The organism is Nautilia sp. PV-1 (assembly GCF_004006315.1).
Taxonomy (GTDB): Bacteria; Campylobacterota; Campylobacteria; order Campylobacterales; family Nautiliaceae; genus Nautilia; species Nautilia profundicola_A.
Map to the genome: position 1 here is coordinate 672,501 of NZ_CP026530.1, position 17,210 is coordinate 689,710.

Consider the following 17,210-nt stretch of genomic DNA (forward strand, 5'->3'; position numbering starts at 1 on the left):
TAGGGGAAACACCCAGTTCCATTCCGAACCTGGCAGTTAAGCCCTACAGCGCTGATGATACTGCACCTTTCAGGTGTGGGAAAGTAGGTCCCCGCTAGGATTTATAGTATATACTGTAAGTCCCAAAGCTGCCTATTCATCATTTCAATCAACTCTTTTTAATATCCTACATATGGGTCTGGCACTTTTTGATTTGTTGTGTCCTTTCTTGTTTTTGTAGTTGTTTAGGGTGTCTAAGGTGTCTGTCACTGTTAGTATCTTTCATTCTCATCCTTTCGAATAATTTGTAAATATTATCTTTATTTTTTATGAGATAATAAATTTCTTTTTAATCAAGTTTAAATGCTATAATTCACATAAAAAAGGTTGAGTATGGTAAATCTGCTGATAGGAATATTTGGGGTGTATGTATTTATAAAAATTATTTTGGAAATTAAAGAAGTGATATACATTAAAAATGTATTTGGACTCGGTGCCGTATTAATGGATATAGAAACATATAAAGACGCAGCGATATATTCTATATATAAACACACCCTTAATATTTTCAATGCTTTAATTTCACTTTTTTTAGTTGTGTTTTGGTTAAGCGGAGGACTGTTTATTATTAATTTCTTACTTTACAAAAGTAATTCTTTGCTTAGTGAACTTGAAATACTCTTGGCTTTTTTTGCAATTAACTATATTTTAACTTTGCCTATTAATATCTGGGAAAAGCATATAGATAAAAGATTCGGGTTTAATGTGGCACCTTGGAGTATGTTTTTTGTTGATGAAATTAAAAAGATCTTTTTATTTATAATATTCGGAGGTGTATTTTTCGCTGGACTTATATATTTTATTGAGAATTTTCAAAACTGGTGGTTATACGGATTTGTATTCACATTCGGTGTAGTAATAATGATTAATCTTTTATATCCGTTTTTTGCACAGATGTTTAACAAATTTACTCCTCTTGAAGATGAAGAACTTAAAGATGCCATTGAAGATATGATGGCTAAAGTCGGATTTAAAAGCAGCGGTATATATGTAATGGACGCAAGTAAAAGGGATACGAGGTTGAATGCTTATTTTGCAGGGTTTGGTAATACTAAAAGGGTAGTGCTTTTTGATACGCTTCTTAAAAAACTTTCTAAAGATGAAATTTTGGCAGTTTTAGGGCATGAGCTTGGGCATTTCAAACACAAAGATATATTCAAAAACATTGCTGTTGTGGGGGTGATGCTTTTTGTATTGTTTGCGATATTCGGTAATCTGCCGGATACTCTTTTTAAAGAACTTATGGTGCCTAAAATTGGAGCGAATATAATTATTTTAGCACTGCTTTTCAGTGAAGTGATTTTCTTTGTATTACAGCCGTTTGTAAATCTTATCAGCAGACACAACGAATTTGCTGCCGATGAAATGGGAAGTGAGCTTGTAAGCAAAAAAGACCTTGCAAGCGCACTTAAAAAACTTGTAAGCGAAAACAAGCACTTTCCGAGAGTCAGCAAACTATATTCGTTTATTTACTATTCACATCCTCCTATTTTGGAAAGACTCGAAAAGCTGGAGAATGAGAAATGAAAGTATTAATAACTGGGATTAGTAGAGGTATAGGATACGGACTTGCGAAATATTACATTGAAAACGGGGATGAAGTTTATGCAATAGGCAGAAAAAATCCCTTTGATGATGCTGTAAGGTTTTACAGGCTTGATGTAAATGCATTTGAAAAAATACCTCACGCCGTAGAATCTCTTGAAATTGATGAGCTTGATGTGGCTATTTTAAATGCGGGAATATTGGGTGAGATTAAAGAGATGAAGTATTGGAGTGTTAAAGAACTTCAAAATATATTTGATATTAATGTGTGGGCTAATAAGGTTTTGATAGACGAACTTGCTCCTTTTACTGAAAAAATAGTGGTTATGAGCAGCGGGGCGGCCGTAAACGGAAACCCAGGCTGGGGAGGATATTCTTTAAGCAAATGTGTGGTAAATATGATGGTAAGTATATATTCAAAAGAAATTGATTCTAAAATTTACGCTTTGGCTCCGGGAGTTATTGATACGGATATGGTAGAAAAAGTAATAAGCGGCGATCATTCTAAATTTCCAAGCCTTGACAGGGTAGAAGCCGGACGTGTAAGTCTGGAAGAAGGAGTTGAAAGAATTGTTAAAACGATTGAAAAACTTGACGAATTTGAAAACGGCAGTTTTGTGGATGTAAGGCTAGTTTAAATTAATATACATTATATTTGGTAAAAATTCTTTTATAAGTACCGTCTTTTTTCAATTCATCAATTGCCTTGTTTATTTCTTTTAACAGTTTTTTTGCATTTGGATAGTCTTTTGAAATAAAAATATAAAACGCTGTAGGTTTTAAATTTGGTATTCTTTGACTTGCTATATCTTTTGGTATTTTATATTTTCCAATTTTTTCTGCACCGTATATATTTGCTTCAGAAGCAACTACAAGATCACATCTGCCTACTGAAATCTTTTTAAGTACACTTTCAAAGCTTCCAGCTTCCTGGTCTATTTTTTTGCTTTTTTTTAAACCTAATTTAGTATAATAGGAATTAATATTATAACCGTTTACATCACATATTTTATATTTATTGATATTCCATTTTCCGTTATGAATGATTCCATTTGGATATTTATTTTTTGAATAAAATACAGCCTGATATGTAAAATACACAGGTTTGCTGATATAATATTTTTTTGCCCTGTCTTTATTGTATGTACCGTTAATAAACATTTCATATTTTTTAGAGGCTTTTTTGTATGAATAGACAAGATAAGTACATCTTTTCCAAGGCATTAAGGTTAACGTATATTTTGTACCTATTTTTTTAAAAATAACATTTAAAAATTCAGTCATAGCGCCAATTAAATGTTGTTTGTCTTTATGCCCGTCAATTCTTTTATAGTAAGTAAATGGCGGCCATTCATTTTCATCGTCACATATATGTATAGTCTGATTATAATTATTAGCGTTTAATTTTAATAAAATTATAATAATTAATAACAGTAATTTTTTCACTATTACCCCTCCCCCTCAATTATATTATACAATTCTAAAAAATTATGTATTTATTATATAAAATAAGGCTTAATAATGCAAATAAAAGATTTTTTAAAAGAAACAAACGGCAGTTACATACTTGAAAAAGTACTAAACAAAGACAAAACATGGCTGTTTTTGCATGATGATCTGGAAGTGCCGAAAGAAGCTGTTGAGATTTTGCAAAAAGTAAAATCAGGGTATCCGATTGAATATATATTTGAGGAAGTCTGGTTTTACGGTGATAGGTTTTATATAAAAGAGGGTGTGCTGATTCCAAGGGATGATACGGAGGCAGTGCTGGAAAGAGCGATAAAGTTAATAAATGAAAAGTGTAAAACGAAAAGTGAAAAGTGTAAGGTAGTGGATTGCTGTACGGGAAGCGGGGTGATTGCGATAGAAATTGCCAAGCATACAAATGCCAAAGTTATTGCGACAGACATCAGCGATACTGCCATTGAAGTGGCTGAAAAAAACATAGCTTTGCATAATGTCGATGTTGAAATAAAAAAATGTGATTTATTGAATTGTGAAGGAAAGGAGATAAAAGCTGATATTCTTGTTTCCAATCCTCCGTATGTGGAAAACAGTTGGGAAAAACCTAATGAGTTTGAGCCTGATTTGGCTTTTTTCGGAGGGGATGACGGGCTTGATATAGTAAAGGAGCTTATCCTTAAAGCAAAAGATCTGAAATACAAAGCTGCGGTAATAGAAATAGGGTATAACCAAAAAGAACTTTTAAGCGGATTTTTAAAAGACAAGGTTGAAAGTTTCGAATTTTTTAACGATTTGGCGGGGAATGTGAGAGGGGTTGAGATTATTTTTTAAGTCTGTTTATAAAAAATATTGAAATTAATGTTAATACAACCGTAATTTCAAATGTTTTAAATAGACCAATTTTTTCCCCTACAAGTCCTACAAGATAGACTATAACAGAGCTTACTCCGAAATTTATTCCCATGTAGATACTGTTGACAAATGTCGGTTTGTCTGTTTTTAAGTCATGGACGAAAGCCAGCAGAACCGGTGAGGATGTAAACAGGAAAAATCCGAGAGGCGCAAGCAAAAACCATAAAAACTGTTTAAAAAACAGTAAAAAAAACATTAAAGAAACTGCGGATCCTAGCGCGGAAACCATCAGCATATTTACGCGACCGATTTTATCCGAGAATCTTCCTGCAAAAAAGGCTCCTAAAATACCGAAACCCTGTAATATACCAAAAGCAATACTTGCGCTCTCGACACTGTAGCCGTGATGAGTTAAAAAAAGCGGTAAATAAAGTGACATGGCGTATTTTGACGTATAATTGAACATAATAAAAAGAGTCAGCATTTTAAAAAACGGTTTGACTTTGTTTAAGACACCTTTGATTTCGCCTTTTTCAAACTTTTTGGCATTAAATGTAGTTTTGTAGTCTTTAAGTTTGTAATATAAAAAAAGACTTGAAATGATTCCAATAGGTGTCAGCTTCCAGATACCGTCAAGCCCCCAAAGAGAAATTACCCCGGCTGCCAAAATTGGTCCTACGGTTCTGGCACTCTCACCACCGACCATAAAATAGCTCATCCCTTTGCCGCTCTCTTTGCCTGAAAACTCTTTAATCATCGTAGGGCTTGGAATATGAAAGAACGCTGCGCTGAGTCCCGCAACAAACAATAAAAAAAGAGCTACTGCATAAGATGACGTCAGGCTTAAGAGCCCCATTGAAACCGCCGTAATTGACGGTGTCAGGATTACGAAATATTTTGCGTCGTTTCTTTCAGCTATCAGTCCCAGAAAGGGATTGAAAAGTGAAGGCACTTTTCTTGCTATATCCAAAAATGACGCTTCTGTAAGAGTGATACCAAGTCTACTTATAAGAAGAGGCAGTATGGGTGCCAGAAGTGCAGAGAATATATCATGTGTAAAATGAGCAAACGATATTAACAGTACTTTTGATTTTTGAAATTTTTTCATTTCAGTTTTTCGTTCATTTTAATGTATTCCGGTTTTGTTTCAATACACTGCATGGCTGGAGCGGCTTTTGGGTCGTCTCTGAATACTACAACGCAATGCATTCTAGGATATCCCTGTGTGTCAAATTCATATACTCTAGGATTGATTCCGCTTGTAGCAATGGTGTAACTTAAAGTATTAACCGTTTTTTTGAAAACTCCTACTAAACTGTTCCAGTTGAATGCGAGTGAAAAAGTGGCGATAAATGCAAGTGTGATTAATTTTTTCATGTTAACTCCTTAAAAATGTAAATATTTTGCGATTCCGTCCAATAACATCTGGACGGAGAGTGAGATTAAAAGCATACCCATCAGTTTTTCAACAGCGCTGAATACGCGGTTTGGGATAATTTTAGAAAATTTGAGTGAAATTATAATAATAAAAGCGCTTAATGTCCATGAAACAAAGGATGCTCCAAGGACTAAGCCTATACCATATTGTGAAGAAAACAGTATAAGTGTTGCCAGCAGTGAAGGACCTGCAATCATAGGAATTGCAATAGGCACCAGATAAAGTTCGTTTTCTTTTCCGAACATCGGCTCACTGCTTGGAAAAATCATTTTAAGCGCAATTAAAAAGAGAATTATTCCTCCGGCGATTGATACTGACTCTTCCCTGAGTCCCAGGAAACTCATAATGCTTTTTCCAAAAAAGATAAAAATAAAAATAACAATAAAAGCAAATATCAGTTCTCTGATAATTATTTGAAATTTCTGTTTTTCGTCGTAATCTTTTAATAAAGATAAAACAACAGGAAAGTTGCCAAAAGGATCCATTATAAGAAAAAGTGTTACGGCAATATGCAAAATATCCATAATCCGCCTTTAGAAAATTGTGTATAATTATACACAAAAAAGGCTGTTATGGACGTTAATAAACTACTCTCGTCTAAAAAACTTTTAACCGAGATATATTTTGACCTGCAAAAATATTATGACGATATATATCCCAATGCCGTAGTATTAATGGAAGTCGGAACATTTTTTGAAACTTATGAGGCCGAGGGAGTCGGAAAAGCCAGGGAAATTGCAAATGTATTAAATATACAGCTTACAAAAAAGAATAAATCCATTCCCGAAATTGACGTTAAAAACCCTCTGATGGCAGGATTTCCGAATCATGCGCTTGATCGCTATCTTGAAAAACTTATAGAAGAAAACAGATATACAATTATTCTGATAAAACAAAAAGGAACTCCGCCAAATGTTAAAAGATATCTTAGTGAAATAATATCTCCAGGTGTAAATCTTGAATATTCAAAAACTCCTGAAAATTACGTAACTTCAATAATAGTAGAAAAGTATTCCGCTTTTCATGTAGGGTTTGCAAACGTTGATGTAACAACCGGAAAAAGTTACGTATATGAGAATTATTCGACAAAAGACGATCCGACTTTTGCTTTGGACGAACTGTTTAGACTGCTTCAGACATATAAAAGTCATGAAATTATACTTACGCTTAAAAACGTTGAATGTGATGAAATTGTAAATTATCTGGAACTGGACGGAAAAAACATTGTAATCAACAGAACAAGAATGGATATAAAATATCAAAATGAGATATTTAAAAGAGTTTATAACATTCAGAGTCTGCTGAGTCCCATTGAAGTAATGAATTTTGAAAAGTTTCCTTTAATTACTGAATCATTGGGTATATTGCTTGAGTTTGTAATAGCCCATAATAAAGACCTTTTAAGTAAACTTAAAGAGCCTGTGCTTATCGAGGATGACAAGTTTGTGTATTTAGGAAACAATCCTATAAAACAGCTTGAAATTTATAAAGTTTTAAAACTTATAGACAAAACTAAAACCGCCATGGGAAAAAGACTTATTAAAGAAAGACTTTTCAATCCCATCAGAGATGAAGCGGAACTTGAAAAAAGATATAAATCCGTTGCTTTTATGTTGAACCGGTATCAGGAATTTGAATCTCTGCTGAGAGAAATATATGATCTTGAAAAAATAGACAGAAAAATAAAACTTAAAAAACTCCATCCGTTTGAAATTACTTTTTTACTTAATTCTCTTGAATCTGTAAGCGAAATTTATTTAAAGCTGAAAAAGAGAACAACAAAAATAGATTTTTTTGTAGAGTTTATAAAAAGAAATTTTGAACTGGATAAAATTAACGTAAAGTTTGAAGATATTAAAGAAAGTTTTTTTAAACGCGGAATAGATAAAAATCTTGATGAGCTTGTAGACGAAAAAGAGAAATATATATTACAGCTGAAAAAAATAAAAAACAAAATCGAATCTTTGGGTGATGTAAAAGTGGAGATTAACCAGCTTGATAAAGAAGGGTTTTATTTCAGTCTTACCAAAAACAGATTTAATATGATTAAAGACAAATTTAGTGAGAGCTTTGTAGATATTGACGGAGAAAAACTTTTTTTAGATGATTTGAGAGTAAAACAGCTTACAAACAGTGTTAAAATAAGCGGAGATTTTATTGATGAGATAAGTGATAAAATTATTGCCCTTCAAAATAAAATTATAAAAAAGACAAGTAAAATATTCATTAAGAAATTAGGGGAGATAGAAAAGGAATTTGATATTTTACAAAACATAGCAAATGAAATAGCCAAAATCGACGTAGCTGTCAGCAGTGCAAAAATTGCTAAGGAATTGAATTATTCAAAACCTAAATTAAAAAACAAAAAAGCATCTTTTAAAGCCCTGAGGCATCCTTTGATTGAAATAAATCAGGAAAACGGTGTTTATGTTCCGAATGATATAGATTTTAACGAATATGACGGAATGCTTTTATACGGAATTAACAGCTCGGGTAAAAGCTCTCTGATGAAAAGCGTAGGAATAGCTGTGTTTTTGGCTCAGGGAGGTTTTTTCGTTCCGTGTGAGAAAATGGAATTTACTCCTTATCAGGGGATTTTTACCAGAATTGAAGCCAGTGATAATTTAACTAAAGGTCTTTCAACTTTTGCCGTTGAAATGTTGGAACTTAAAAATATATTCAACCGTGCAAACGAGCATTCCCTTGTATTGGGAGATGAAATAGCACACGGGACTGAAACAACTTCGGCTTTGGCTATTGTGGCAAGTGCCGTTGTGAAACTTGCAAAAAGGAAAATAAACTTCCTGTTTGCCACACACCTTCATCAGCTTATGGATATAGATGAGGTAAAAAATCTTTCAAACGTAGTGGCAAAACATCTTGAAGTGTGGTTTGACGGAGAAAAACTCGTATATGACAGAAAACTTAAAGACGGAAGCGGCAGCAGTGTTTACGGACTTGAATTCGCAAAATCTATTTACATGGACGGTGAATTTATAAAACTGGCAGAAAATATAAGAAAAAAACTGACCGATGAATACAGTGAAATCGAGCTTCTACTTAAGAAGAAAAAAAGCAGATATAACAAAAACCTGTTTGTTACAACCTGTGCAATTTGCGGCAAGCCGGTTGAAGATGTTCATCATATAAAAGAAAAAGAAAAAGCAAAAGAGGGATTTATCGACCATATGCCGGTTCATCACAAATACAATCTCATACCTTTATGTAAAAAACACCACAAAATGGTTCATGAAGGGAAAATAAGAATAACCGGGTTTGTCACTACAAGCAAAGGGATTGAGCTTCATTTTGAAGAAGCGGATTAGACGATGTCTTTTACCTCGATTTTGAATTTATTAAACCTGAATTCCGCTTCTTTTAGATAATAAAAGAATTTATCTTTTTTTATCCCTTTGAATTTCGTAATGAAATTTTCAAAATATTCCCAAAACATAGGAATATTGATATTTTGTTTTATTTTTATAATATGGCTCTGGCGCATAAGCTTTTTTATCTCTTCCGGGTCCATGTTTTCGTAAACTTTCATATCGTTAAGAAGAATGTTGTATATTTTTCCTCCGTAATCAATTGTCAGGAAATTCTGAGCTTTATATATTGAATGAATGTTTTTTTTATTGGTTTTAGGAATATACAGATATTCGTCAAATTCAGTTATTTCATTTTTTTTAAGAAATTCATCTTCACATATTTTAGCCATAACTTCTCGAATATGCTGTATTTCTTTAACTACGCTTGCATATGCGAAATTATATTTTTCTGAAATTTTCGAAGGGGTCAGTTCCATTAAAAACGCATGCAGAATTTTTGCCTTTCTGTCTATTTTTTTGGGTGAAAACTTTCTTTTGCATTTTGCACATTTATAATAGCCGTCTTTTAATTTATACAGAATATAATGGTCGCAGTAAACACAGCTCATGTTGTTCCTTTAAAGTTTTGTTCTAAAATTATATAAGAAAAATTAAAATTTAAGAAATATTTAAGTTTATATGATATGATTTTATTGACCTTTTTAGAAAATCCCCTCTCTTTGGAGTTATCAATGAAAAAATTTTTTCTGTTAATTTTGGCAGTAATTGCGTTAAACGCAAAAATAATAGTAGATTCTTTAAACAGACATGTAAATGTGTCTGACAATATTCAGAGTATTGTTGCTGTTGGACCCGGAGCTTTAAGGCTTGTAGTATATTTACAGTCTCAAAATAAAGTAGTCGGAATAGAAAAAAAAGAAAAAAAATTTATTTATGCCAGACCGTATATCCTTGCCCATAAAGAACTTTTAAAACTTCCTGTAATAGGAATGGGAGGTCCAAATCCCAGAATAAACCTGGAAGCCGTTCTAAAACTAAAATCGGATGTGATAATCGCCGGATACATTTCTAAACAAAAAGCGGATATGATAACTAAAAAAACCGGAATACCTGTTATTGTAATCAGCTACGGCAATTTGGGTACGTTTGCTAATAAGAAGTTTTTTAATTCTATAAAAATTTTAGGAAATTTGCTGAATAAGCAAAAAAGAGCTGATAGAGTAATAGATTTTATAAAGAAGCTGGACAGGGATATAAAAAGCAGAAAATTTAAATGTAATAAAAAAGTATATATCGGGGCCGTCGCTTTTAAAGGTCTTCATGGTATAACTTCTACAATGCCTAAGTTTCCTCCTTTTGAAATGCTTGGAGTTTCAAATGCGGTAAATGTAAATGCTAAATCACAGATCTTTATAGATAAAGAAAAACTTTTTATTATTAATCCGGACGTTATATTTATAGACGAAAGCGGACTGAAGTTTGTAAAAAAAGACGGTCTGATTAAAAAATTAAAAGCATTCAGGCAAAAACAGATCTACGGGATACTTCCATATAATAACTATATGACAAATATCGGCACGGCTTACGCGGATACATATTATATAGGTAAAGTTTTGGCTCCTGAAAAATTTAGAGATATTAACATAGTTGAAAAAAGCAACGAAATTTATAAATTTTTAGTAGGAAAACCTTGTTATAATTCCATGGCAAAATTTTTCGGAGGATTTAAAAAACTATATTAAAGGTTTTCATTGCAGGATTATTTAAAAATTCTTAATAAAAATATTTTTTTTATTTTTTTTGCTTTTATAGTTTTAACAGCTGTTTTTTTAATATCAGTCAAAGTCGGAGATATTAATTACAGTATAAAATCTATATTTAACGCATATTTTACTAAAAACAGCGAATATTTTGTAATTTATGAAATCAGGCTTCCAAGAAGTCTCGCTGCTGTATTGGTAGGCGCTTCTTTAGGAGTCGCCGGACTTGTAATGCAGTATATTCTCAAAAACCCTCTGGCATCTCCTTTTACTCTCGGCATCTCGCACGGAGCGCTGTTCGGTGCCAGTTTGAGCATAGTCTTTTTTTCATCCTTATATCTGCCTTTGTTTGCATTTTTGGGAGCAAATGTCTTAACGGCTATGATACTACTGTTGAGCAGATTAAGAGGTTTTTCTCCTGAAGTTCTGGTATTAAGCGGTGTAGCTATAAGCGCACTTTTTGGGAGTGCAAGTATGTTTTTGCAGTATTTTGCAGATGATCTGCAGCTTAGCAATATAATAAACTGGAGTTTTGGAGATTTAAGTAAAGCTGAATATTTCAGTATAGGTATTGTAGCTTTGATTTTTGCCGGCAGTGCGATTTATTTTTATTTTAAAAAATGGGATTTTAACGCTTTGGACATATCGGAAAGTGAAAATGTCGGTGTAAATGTAAAAAAACTGACATTAGTTTCTCTGTTAATTGCTACTTTGTTAAGTTCTGTCAGTGTGGCTTATTTTGGAATTATAGGATTTATAGGTTTGATAGCTCCGCATTTTGCAAGACTTGTCAGCGGAGATTTCAGATTTTTACTGCCTATTAGCGCAATTATAGGGGCGACTTTGCTGCTTGTTTCCGATATTGGCTCCAGAATGCTTCTTTCTCCTATAGAACTTCCGGTGGGGATACTTACGTCTTTTATCGGCGCACCTTTGTTTTTAATACTTCTTATAAAACTGTACAGGAAATAAAATGATTTTCAGTGTTGACAATTTAAGATTCTGCTACAAAAGCAGTAAGATATTAAATGATATCAGTTTTGAACTTAAAAAAGGTGAGGTCGTTGCTATTTTAGGTGTGAACGGAGCCGGTAAATCCACTCTTTTAAAATCTATAGCAAGAATAATAAAACCTAAAAAAGGAACCGTTTATTTAGGAAAAGAGGATTTACACAGACTTGATTATGCCGAACTGGGTAAAAAGGTAGGCTATGTTAATCAAAAAAGCGAAGGCGGATATTTAAACGTATTTGATACGCTGCTGCTAGGAAGAAAGGTTTATTTTAGACATTCTCCAAAAAAAGAGGATTTGGCAAAAGTTGAAGAGATGCTGAAAATTCTTGATTTAGAAAAAAAGGCTTTTGTTCCGACTAATGAGTTAAGCGGCGGAGAACTGCAAAAAGTTGTAATTGCCAGAGCGCTTCTTCAGGAAAGCGAAGTGCTGCTTTTAGACGAACCGACAAATAATCTGGATATAAAAAATCAGGTAAATATATTAAAATTAATTAGAAACTACAGCAAAAATAAAGAAATTTTGAGTATTTTAGTCATGCATGATATAAATCTTGCTTTAAAATTCTGTGATAAATTTATATTTATGAAAAACGGTAAAATAGAAGAAGAGGGTGATATAAGTATAATTAATGGAGATATTATAAAAAAAATCTATGACATAGATGTAGAAATATGCGAATATAAGAATGATAAAATTATTATTATAAAGTAAATGAATGGTCGTTTAATCTAACTTTAAGTTTTGTTTTATAAAATTTCAGTAAGCCTTTTAAAAAGTTTCTTCAAGAAGGAAATGTTTTCCTTCTTATCTTCTGTTAAGTGTCTGTCACTAATCATTAAATAAAGATAATATTTAATTCTTTTTTAAATATTGACGGTTTTGTCTGTTTTCTATAACAACAAGTTATGCTATGGCCATAAGATTAAGTTAATTGTATTAAACAATTAGACTTGTATAAAATTGGGACCGTAAATTAATAAAAACAGTTAATTATTGGTTCTAAAAATATATAAGAATAATGTTTTTTTAAGTTTTTTTTAAAAAAATGAGTTACAATTCACTATAAAAATTAACAAAGGAGTTTACAATGCATATTCCTGACGGATATTTATCACCTGAAACATGTGTTGCAGCTTATGCAGTTGCAGTACCTTTATGGGTGTACGGTTTTAAGAAACTAAAAGAAACTTTAAATGAAAAAACACTTCCATTGCTTGGAGCTGTGAGCGCTTTAAGCTTTGTTATTATGATGTTTAATATACCTGTTCCAGGCGGAACAACAGCACATCCTGTCGGAGCGGTGTTGATATCGATACTGTTTGGACCTTGGGTTGGATATGTTTCAGTTTCCTTGGTATTGCTTATACAGGCTATTGTTTTTGGAGACGGCGGAATTACGACATGGGCTGTTAATTCTTTATCGATGGGATTTATAGGAAGTTTTGTAGGTTATTATGTGTTTCAAGCGCTTAAAAATTATAAATTCAGTCCGTTTATTGCTGGTTATGTAGGTATAGTGTGTTCAGCTTTATTTACCGGTACTGTATTAGGAATTCAGCCGATTTTTTGGACAGCACACGGGCATCCTCTGTATTTTCCGTTTGATTTGAAAGTTTCAATACCTGCTATGGTTATTGCACATCTGGTAATAGGTTTTGCTGAAGGTACATTAACACAGATTGTTTATTCATTATTATCTAAAAATGTTGCTGAAAGGATGATGGCATGAGTGTAAAACATAATGATAGTCCAAAAACTTTTGGTGAAAAAATTGCTGAAATGAGTACTACTAAAAAGATAGTTTTGTCGGTTTTAGCGATTTTAATAGTATTTGTTCCATTAGGACTGTTAGACAGTGCAGATGCTTACGGAGAATGGGATCCAAGCTGGTATAAAGAGCATTTAGGATTTGTACCACAGGGTCTTGTAGAATGGGGTAATAAATTCCAGTTTCCGCATTTATTGCCTGATTACGGAATTCCGGGAGCAAATGAAGTATTAGGTTATTATGTCAGTGCTATAGTAGGTGTTGTTTTGCTTTTTGCAGTTTATTTTATACTTGCAAAAATAATTTCAAATAAAAATAGCAGCAAATGAAACAAATACTTCTTTTTTTCTTTTTCTTTTTGATTTTGTCATTAAAGAATATCGAATATTTGGCGTTAGCTTTTGCGGTTGTTGAATTAATAGCTTTTAAAAATGCCTGGAAACTGAGTAAAAAAGTTATAAAATCTATATTTTTCTTTAATCTTAGCGTAAGTATAGGCTATCTGATTTTAAGCATTTTTAAAAGTATTAATCCATGGTATTATATAGCGTATATAAATCTTAAAGTTTTTACTTTGACCTTGTTTGTTTTTTGGTTTTTCTCAAAAGTCAGTATTATAGAATTTTTTTCATTTTCAAAAGAAATGAGTTATCTGCTTACTATAACGCTTTCTCAGATATATTCTTATAAAAAAACGTTTGAAGACTTCAGAATGGCTTTTAAAGCCAGAGTTGTAAATTTGAGAAATAAAGAAAAAGTGTTTGTAAAAAATGTATTTATGTTTTTCTTGAAAAAATCGATGCATGACGCACATGAAAGAGCTTTGGCAATGAGAGCCAGAGGGTTTTTTGATGATGGGAGTAAAAATGAATAAAATAGAACTAAAAAATATAAGTTATTACTATGAAGATTCTTTAGCTTTGGATAATATCAGTTTTTCTATTAAAAACAGAGAAAAACTGATTTTGTTAGGGAATAACGGAAGCGGAAAATCTACTGTGCTCAGAATATTGGCAGGCTTGTATTTTCCTAATAAAGGTGATTATTATTTAGACAATGTTAAAATAACTAAAAAAAATGTAAAAAAAGATTTTAGAAAAAAAATAGGTATTCTTTTTCAAAATCCGGAAGCTATGATATTTAATCCTACAGTATATGATGAAATTGCTTTTTCTCTTAAAGAGTTCGGTTTTGACAATATTGATGACAGGGTAATCAATATTGCAAAAAAATTTGGAATAGAAAAATTTCTTAAAAAATCTCCGCTTGAACTGAGCGGTGGTGAAAAACAGAAAATTATGCTGGCTTCAATACTGGTTTATGAGCCTGAAGTTTTGCTTTTAGACGAGCCTACTGCGGCCATGGATCCGAAAACGACCGGATGGTTTATAGATTTTATTTATGATCTCGATATTACGGCAATAATTGCAACGCATGATCTTGCTGTTGCGTATGAACTAAGCGACAGGGCTGTTGTTATGGATGAAAATCATAAAGTGGTATATGACGGCGATATGGAAGAGCTTATGAAGAATCTTGATGTATTATTACAAGCTAATCTTATTCACAAACATAAGCACAGACATAAAAAATTTATACATTCTCACTATCATTTACACTTCTAACAGTCCAAAACATATACAAGAAAAATCAGATTTTAAGTTTTTTTTAAATTTTCAGTGTATAATTCAAATTGTGAAGTTGTGAAGCAGTTAAGTTGGTTAAGCAATAAAGAATGAAGATTCATTAGATCTTATCTACTTCACTACTTAAGTATATTTCTACTTTAAAAAAGGAGTCGATATGGCTGAAATTATTAATGAAGATATTAAAAATAATCCTCAATTATCTCACAAAGTTACGGTAATTGAGAAAATTCTTTCTAAAAACAACGCAATGGCAGATGAAATCAGAAAAACTTTTGATGAACATAAAATTACATGTTTTAATATGATGAGTTCTCCCGGAAGCGGTAAAACAACCACACTTGAAAATCTGGCGGACAGACTGCCTTATAAATTCGGTGTAATCGAGGGAGATTTAGAAACAAGCAGAGATGCAGAGAGGATCAGAAACAAAGGTATCTGGTCTTTTCAGCTTCAAACAGGAAGAGCATGTCATCTTGACGCCGGAATGGTTAAACATGCTATGCCTGAATTTCCTTTTGATGATGTTGAAGTGGCTTTTATAGAAAACGTTGGAAACCTTGTGTGTCCTGCAAGCTATGATGTCGGAGCACATTACAATATGGTATTTGTAAGTGTGCCTGAAGGAGACGATAAAATTGAGAAATATCCTGTAATGTTTAGAAAAGCCGACATAGTTGTTATTACAAAAGCGGACATGGTTGATTATTTTGATTTTGATATCGAAAGAGCAATTGAAAATGCCAGAAAACTAAAACCAGGAGTGCCTGTAGTGCTGCTTAATAATAAAACAGGCGAAGGTTTGGATGAAATAATCGAATGGATTAAGCAAAAAAGAGAAGAACATTTAAACTCGCTCAAAAATCAGTAATTTTGAGCGCAAAAAAAAGGAGAAAATATGTGTTTGGCAATTCCTAGCAAAGTTTTGAGTATAGATGAAAACAACATAGCGGAAGTTGATACTTTAGGCGTAAAAAGACAGGTTAGCCTTGACTTGATTCAAGAAGAAGTTAAACCTGGCGATTATGTGCTTATCCATGTTGGATACGCAATGGGTAAAATAGACGAAAAAGAAGCGCTCGAGAGTATAGAGGTGTATAAAATGCTTGCAGAAGCCGCCATGAACGAGGATTTTGAAATAGATCCCGAACGGCTTGTAACAGAAGACGGTCCTTTATTATACAAACCGGAAGAAGAGGAAAACAAATAAAAAAATAACGGAGCTGAAAAATGAGCGATTTAACACTTAAAGATTTATATTTTAAATTCAGAGATCCTACGGCTATGAAAACGTTAGCCGAACTAATAAGAAAAGAAGCAAAAGATCTTAAAGAACCTATGAGGGTTATGGAAATTTGCGGAGGTCATACACATACGATTATGAAATACGGAATTAAGCAGCTGCTTCCGGATAATATCGAGTTTATTCACGGTCCCGGATGTCCTGTGTGCGTTATGCCAAAAGAAAGAATTGACCACGCGATTGAGCTTGCAAAACAGGAAGGTGTGATTTTAGCTACTCTGGGAGATATGATAAGAGTTCCCGGAAGCAAAAGCTCTCTTGCCAAAGTAAGGGCGGAAGGAGCTGATGTAAGACCTCTTCATTCAACTCTTGACGTGCTTAAAATCGCAAAAGAAAACCCTGATAAAAAAGTTGTGTTTTTTGCTATAGGTTTTGAAACAACAACTCCTATGACGGCTGCTTTAATGGAAAGAGCCTTTAAAGAAGGTGTTAAAAATATTTATTATCATATTAACCACGTTCTTGTCCCGCCTCCTATGAGAGCAATTATGGACAGCGGAGAAGCAAAGATTAACGCATTTATAGGTCCTAGCCACGTGAGTGTTATAATCGGTGCAAAAAGTTATCAGTTTTTGGTTGACAGATATAATACGCCTGTCGTTGTAGCGGGCTTTGAACCGGTTGACGTTATGGAAAGTATTTTGATGCTTGTAAGGCAAAAATTAAAAGGCGAGCCTAAAGTTGAAATCCAGTATAAACGTGCTACTACATGGGACGGAAACGTTCTTGCGCAAAAAATGATAGACAAGTATATGGACGTAAGAGATTCATTTAGATGGAGAGGGCTTGGGGATATTCCTAAAAGCGCTCTTAAATTAAGAGAGGAATATGCCGAGTTTGATGCTGAAAAAGTATTTGCAGACATATTGCCAAACGAACCTATTGACGATCATAAACTGTGTATCTGCGGACAGATTTTAAGAGGGCTTGCAAAACCTACCGACTGTAAAGTGTTTGGTAGCGCCTGTACGCCTAGCAGCCCGCTTGGAAGCTGTATGGTTAGTGATGAGGGTGCATGTAACGCATATTACAGATATGCAAGATAATAAGG

19 protein-coding genes and 1 rRNA gene (1 of these 20 only partly in view) are annotated in these 17,210 nt (G+C 33.0%); 15 read left to right on the top strand and 5 right to left on the bottom strand.

What is annotated here, in order from left to right; translation table 11 throughout:
* The 3 genes from rrf to C3L23_RS03720 form a co-directional block, all read left to right on the top strand.
* Positions 1-100 (top strand): 5S ribosomal RNA (rrf, locus tag C3L23_RS03710) (it extends 16 nt beyond the left edge of the window).
* 272 nt (positions 101-372) lie between these two features.
* Positions 373-1,566 (top strand): M48 family metallopeptidase, encoded by a 1,194-nt coding sequence (locus C3L23_RS03715; RefSeq protein WP_127679973.1) that lies wholly within the window; start codon positions 373-375, stop codon positions 1,564-1,566.
* The gene (locus tag C3L23_RS03720) at positions 1,563-2,222 is read left to right on the top strand and encodes an SDR family NAD(P)-dependent oxidoreductase (RefSeq protein ID WP_127679975.1); all 660 of its coding nucleotides are present in this window, start codon (positions 1,563-1,565) and stop codon (positions 2,220-2,222) included. The genes C3L23_RS03715 and C3L23_RS03720 overlap by 4 nt, the downstream gene beginning before the upstream one ends.
* A gap of 1 nt (position 2,223) precedes the next feature.
* Here C3L23_RS03720 and C3L23_RS03725 read toward each other — a convergent pair whose 3' ends face one another.
* The gene (locus tag C3L23_RS03725) at positions 2,224-3,030 is read right to left on the bottom strand and encodes an ABC transporter substrate-binding protein (RefSeq protein ID WP_246831098.1); all 807 of its coding nucleotides are present in this window, start codon (positions 3,028-3,030) and stop codon (positions 2,224-2,226) included.
* Positions 3,031-3,105: 75 nt separating this feature from the next.
* Here C3L23_RS03725 and prmC point away from each other — a divergent pair, with 75 nt between their 5' ends.
* A complete protein-coding gene (gene prmC, locus C3L23_RS03730; RefSeq protein WP_127679977.1) occupies positions 3,106-3,879 on the top strand; it encodes a peptide chain release factor N(5)-glutamine methyltransferase in 774 nt (257 codons plus the stop codon).
* On the opposite strand, the gene C3L23_RS03735 is transcribed toward prmC, so the two are convergent.
* From C3L23_RS03735 to C3L23_RS03745, 3 genes are read right to left on the bottom strand one after another with little or no spacing between them, the layout of a single operon-like run.
* Positions 3,869-5,008 carry an MFS transporter gene (locus tag C3L23_RS03735; RefSeq protein ID WP_127679979.1) on the bottom strand — a complete coding sequence of 380 codons (1,140 nt, stop codon included), beginning with the start codon at positions 5,006-5,008 and terminating at the stop codon, positions 3,869-3,871. The genes prmC and C3L23_RS03735 overlap by 11 nt on opposite strands.
* A complete protein-coding gene (locus tag C3L23_RS03740; protein WP_127679981.1) occupies positions 5,005-5,277 on the bottom strand; it encodes a hypothetical protein in 273 nt (90 codons plus the stop codon). The genes C3L23_RS03735 and C3L23_RS03740 overlap by 4 nt, the downstream gene beginning before the upstream one ends.
* Before the next feature lie 9 nt (positions 5,278-5,286).
* A complete protein-coding gene (locus C3L23_RS03745) occupies positions 5,287-5,862 on the bottom strand; it encodes a MarC family protein (RefSeq protein WP_127679983.1) in 576 nt (191 codons plus the stop codon).
* 48 nt (positions 5,863-5,910) lie between these two features.
* Here C3L23_RS03745 and C3L23_RS03750 point away from each other — a divergent pair, with 48 nt between their 5' ends.
* Positions 5,911-8,664, top strand: coding sequence for a DNA mismatch repair protein MutS (locus C3L23_RS03750; RefSeq protein ID WP_127679985.1), 2,754 nt, complete (start codon positions 5,911-5,913; stop codon positions 8,662-8,664).
* Here C3L23_RS03750 and C3L23_RS03755 read toward each other — a convergent pair.
* Complete coding sequence (locus tag C3L23_RS03755) at positions 8,661-9,275, bottom strand: hypothetical protein (RefSeq protein WP_127679987.1); 615 nt, start codon at positions 9,273-9,275, stop codon at positions 8,661-8,663. The genes C3L23_RS03750 and C3L23_RS03755 overlap by 4 nt on opposite strands.
* 123 nt (positions 9,276-9,398) lie before the next feature.
* Between C3L23_RS03755 and C3L23_RS03760 the strand changes: the two genes are divergently transcribed.
* The 10 genes from C3L23_RS03760 to hypD all read left to right on the top strand — a co-directional run bounded on the left by C3L23_RS03760 (position 9,399) and on the right by hypD (position 17,205).
* A complete protein-coding gene (locus C3L23_RS03760) occupies positions 9,399-10,409 on the top strand; it encodes an ABC transporter substrate-binding protein (protein ID WP_127679989.1) in 1,011 nt (336 codons plus the stop codon).
* 9 nt (positions 10,410-10,418) lie between these two features.
* On the top strand, positions 10,419-11,399 hold the full coding sequence (locus tag C3L23_RS03765; RefSeq protein WP_127679991.1) for an iron ABC transporter permease: 981 nt from the start codon (positions 10,419-10,421) through the stop codon (positions 11,397-11,399).
* A 1-nt stretch (position 11,400) separates the two neighbouring features.
* Positions 11,401-12,153 carry an ABC transporter ATP-binding protein gene (locus tag C3L23_RS03770; protein WP_127679993.1) on the top strand — a complete coding sequence of 251 codons (753 nt, stop codon included), beginning with the start codon at positions 11,401-11,403 and terminating at the stop codon, positions 12,151-12,153.
* Positions 12,154-12,529: 376 nt separating this feature from the next.
* Entirely contained in the window at positions 12,530-13,171 is a 642-nt protein-coding gene (gene cbiM / locus C3L23_RS03775) for a cobalt transporter CbiM (protein ID WP_127679995.1), read from the top strand.
* Positions 13,168-13,539 carry a PDGLE domain-containing protein gene (locus tag C3L23_RS03780; RefSeq protein ID WP_127679997.1) on the top strand — a complete coding sequence of 124 codons (372 nt, stop codon included), beginning with the start codon at positions 13,168-13,170 and terminating at the stop codon, positions 13,537-13,539. Before cbiM ends, C3L23_RS03780 begins: the two co-directional genes overlap by 4 nt.
* A complete protein-coding gene (locus C3L23_RS03785) occupies positions 13,536-14,084 on the top strand; it encodes an energy-coupling factor transporter transmembrane component T (protein ID WP_127679999.1) in 549 nt (182 codons plus the stop codon). Before C3L23_RS03780 ends, C3L23_RS03785 begins: the two co-directional genes overlap by 4 nt.
* Complete coding sequence (locus C3L23_RS03790; RefSeq protein WP_127680001.1) at positions 14,077-14,835, top strand: energy-coupling factor ABC transporter ATP-binding protein; 759 nt, start codon at positions 14,077-14,079, stop codon at positions 14,833-14,835. Before C3L23_RS03785 ends, C3L23_RS03790 begins: the two co-directional genes overlap by 8 nt.
* Positions 14,836-15,013: 178 nt before the next feature.
* Complete coding sequence (hypB, locus tag C3L23_RS03795; protein WP_127680003.1) at positions 15,014-15,727, top strand: hydrogenase nickel incorporation protein HypB; 714 nt, start codon at positions 15,014-15,016, stop codon at positions 15,725-15,727.
* A gap of 27 nt (positions 15,728-15,754) precedes the next feature.
* Positions 15,755-16,066, top strand: coding sequence for a HypC/HybG/HupF family hydrogenase formation chaperone (locus tag C3L23_RS03800; protein ID WP_127680005.1), 312 nt, complete (start codon positions 15,755-15,757; stop codon positions 16,064-16,066).
* 20 nt (positions 16,067-16,086) lie between these two features.
* Positions 16,087-17,205, top strand: coding sequence for a hydrogenase formation protein HypD (gene hypD / locus C3L23_RS03805; RefSeq protein ID WP_127680007.1), 1,119 nt, complete (start codon positions 16,087-16,089; stop codon positions 17,203-17,205).
* Positions 17,206-17,210: the final 5 nt, after the last annotated feature.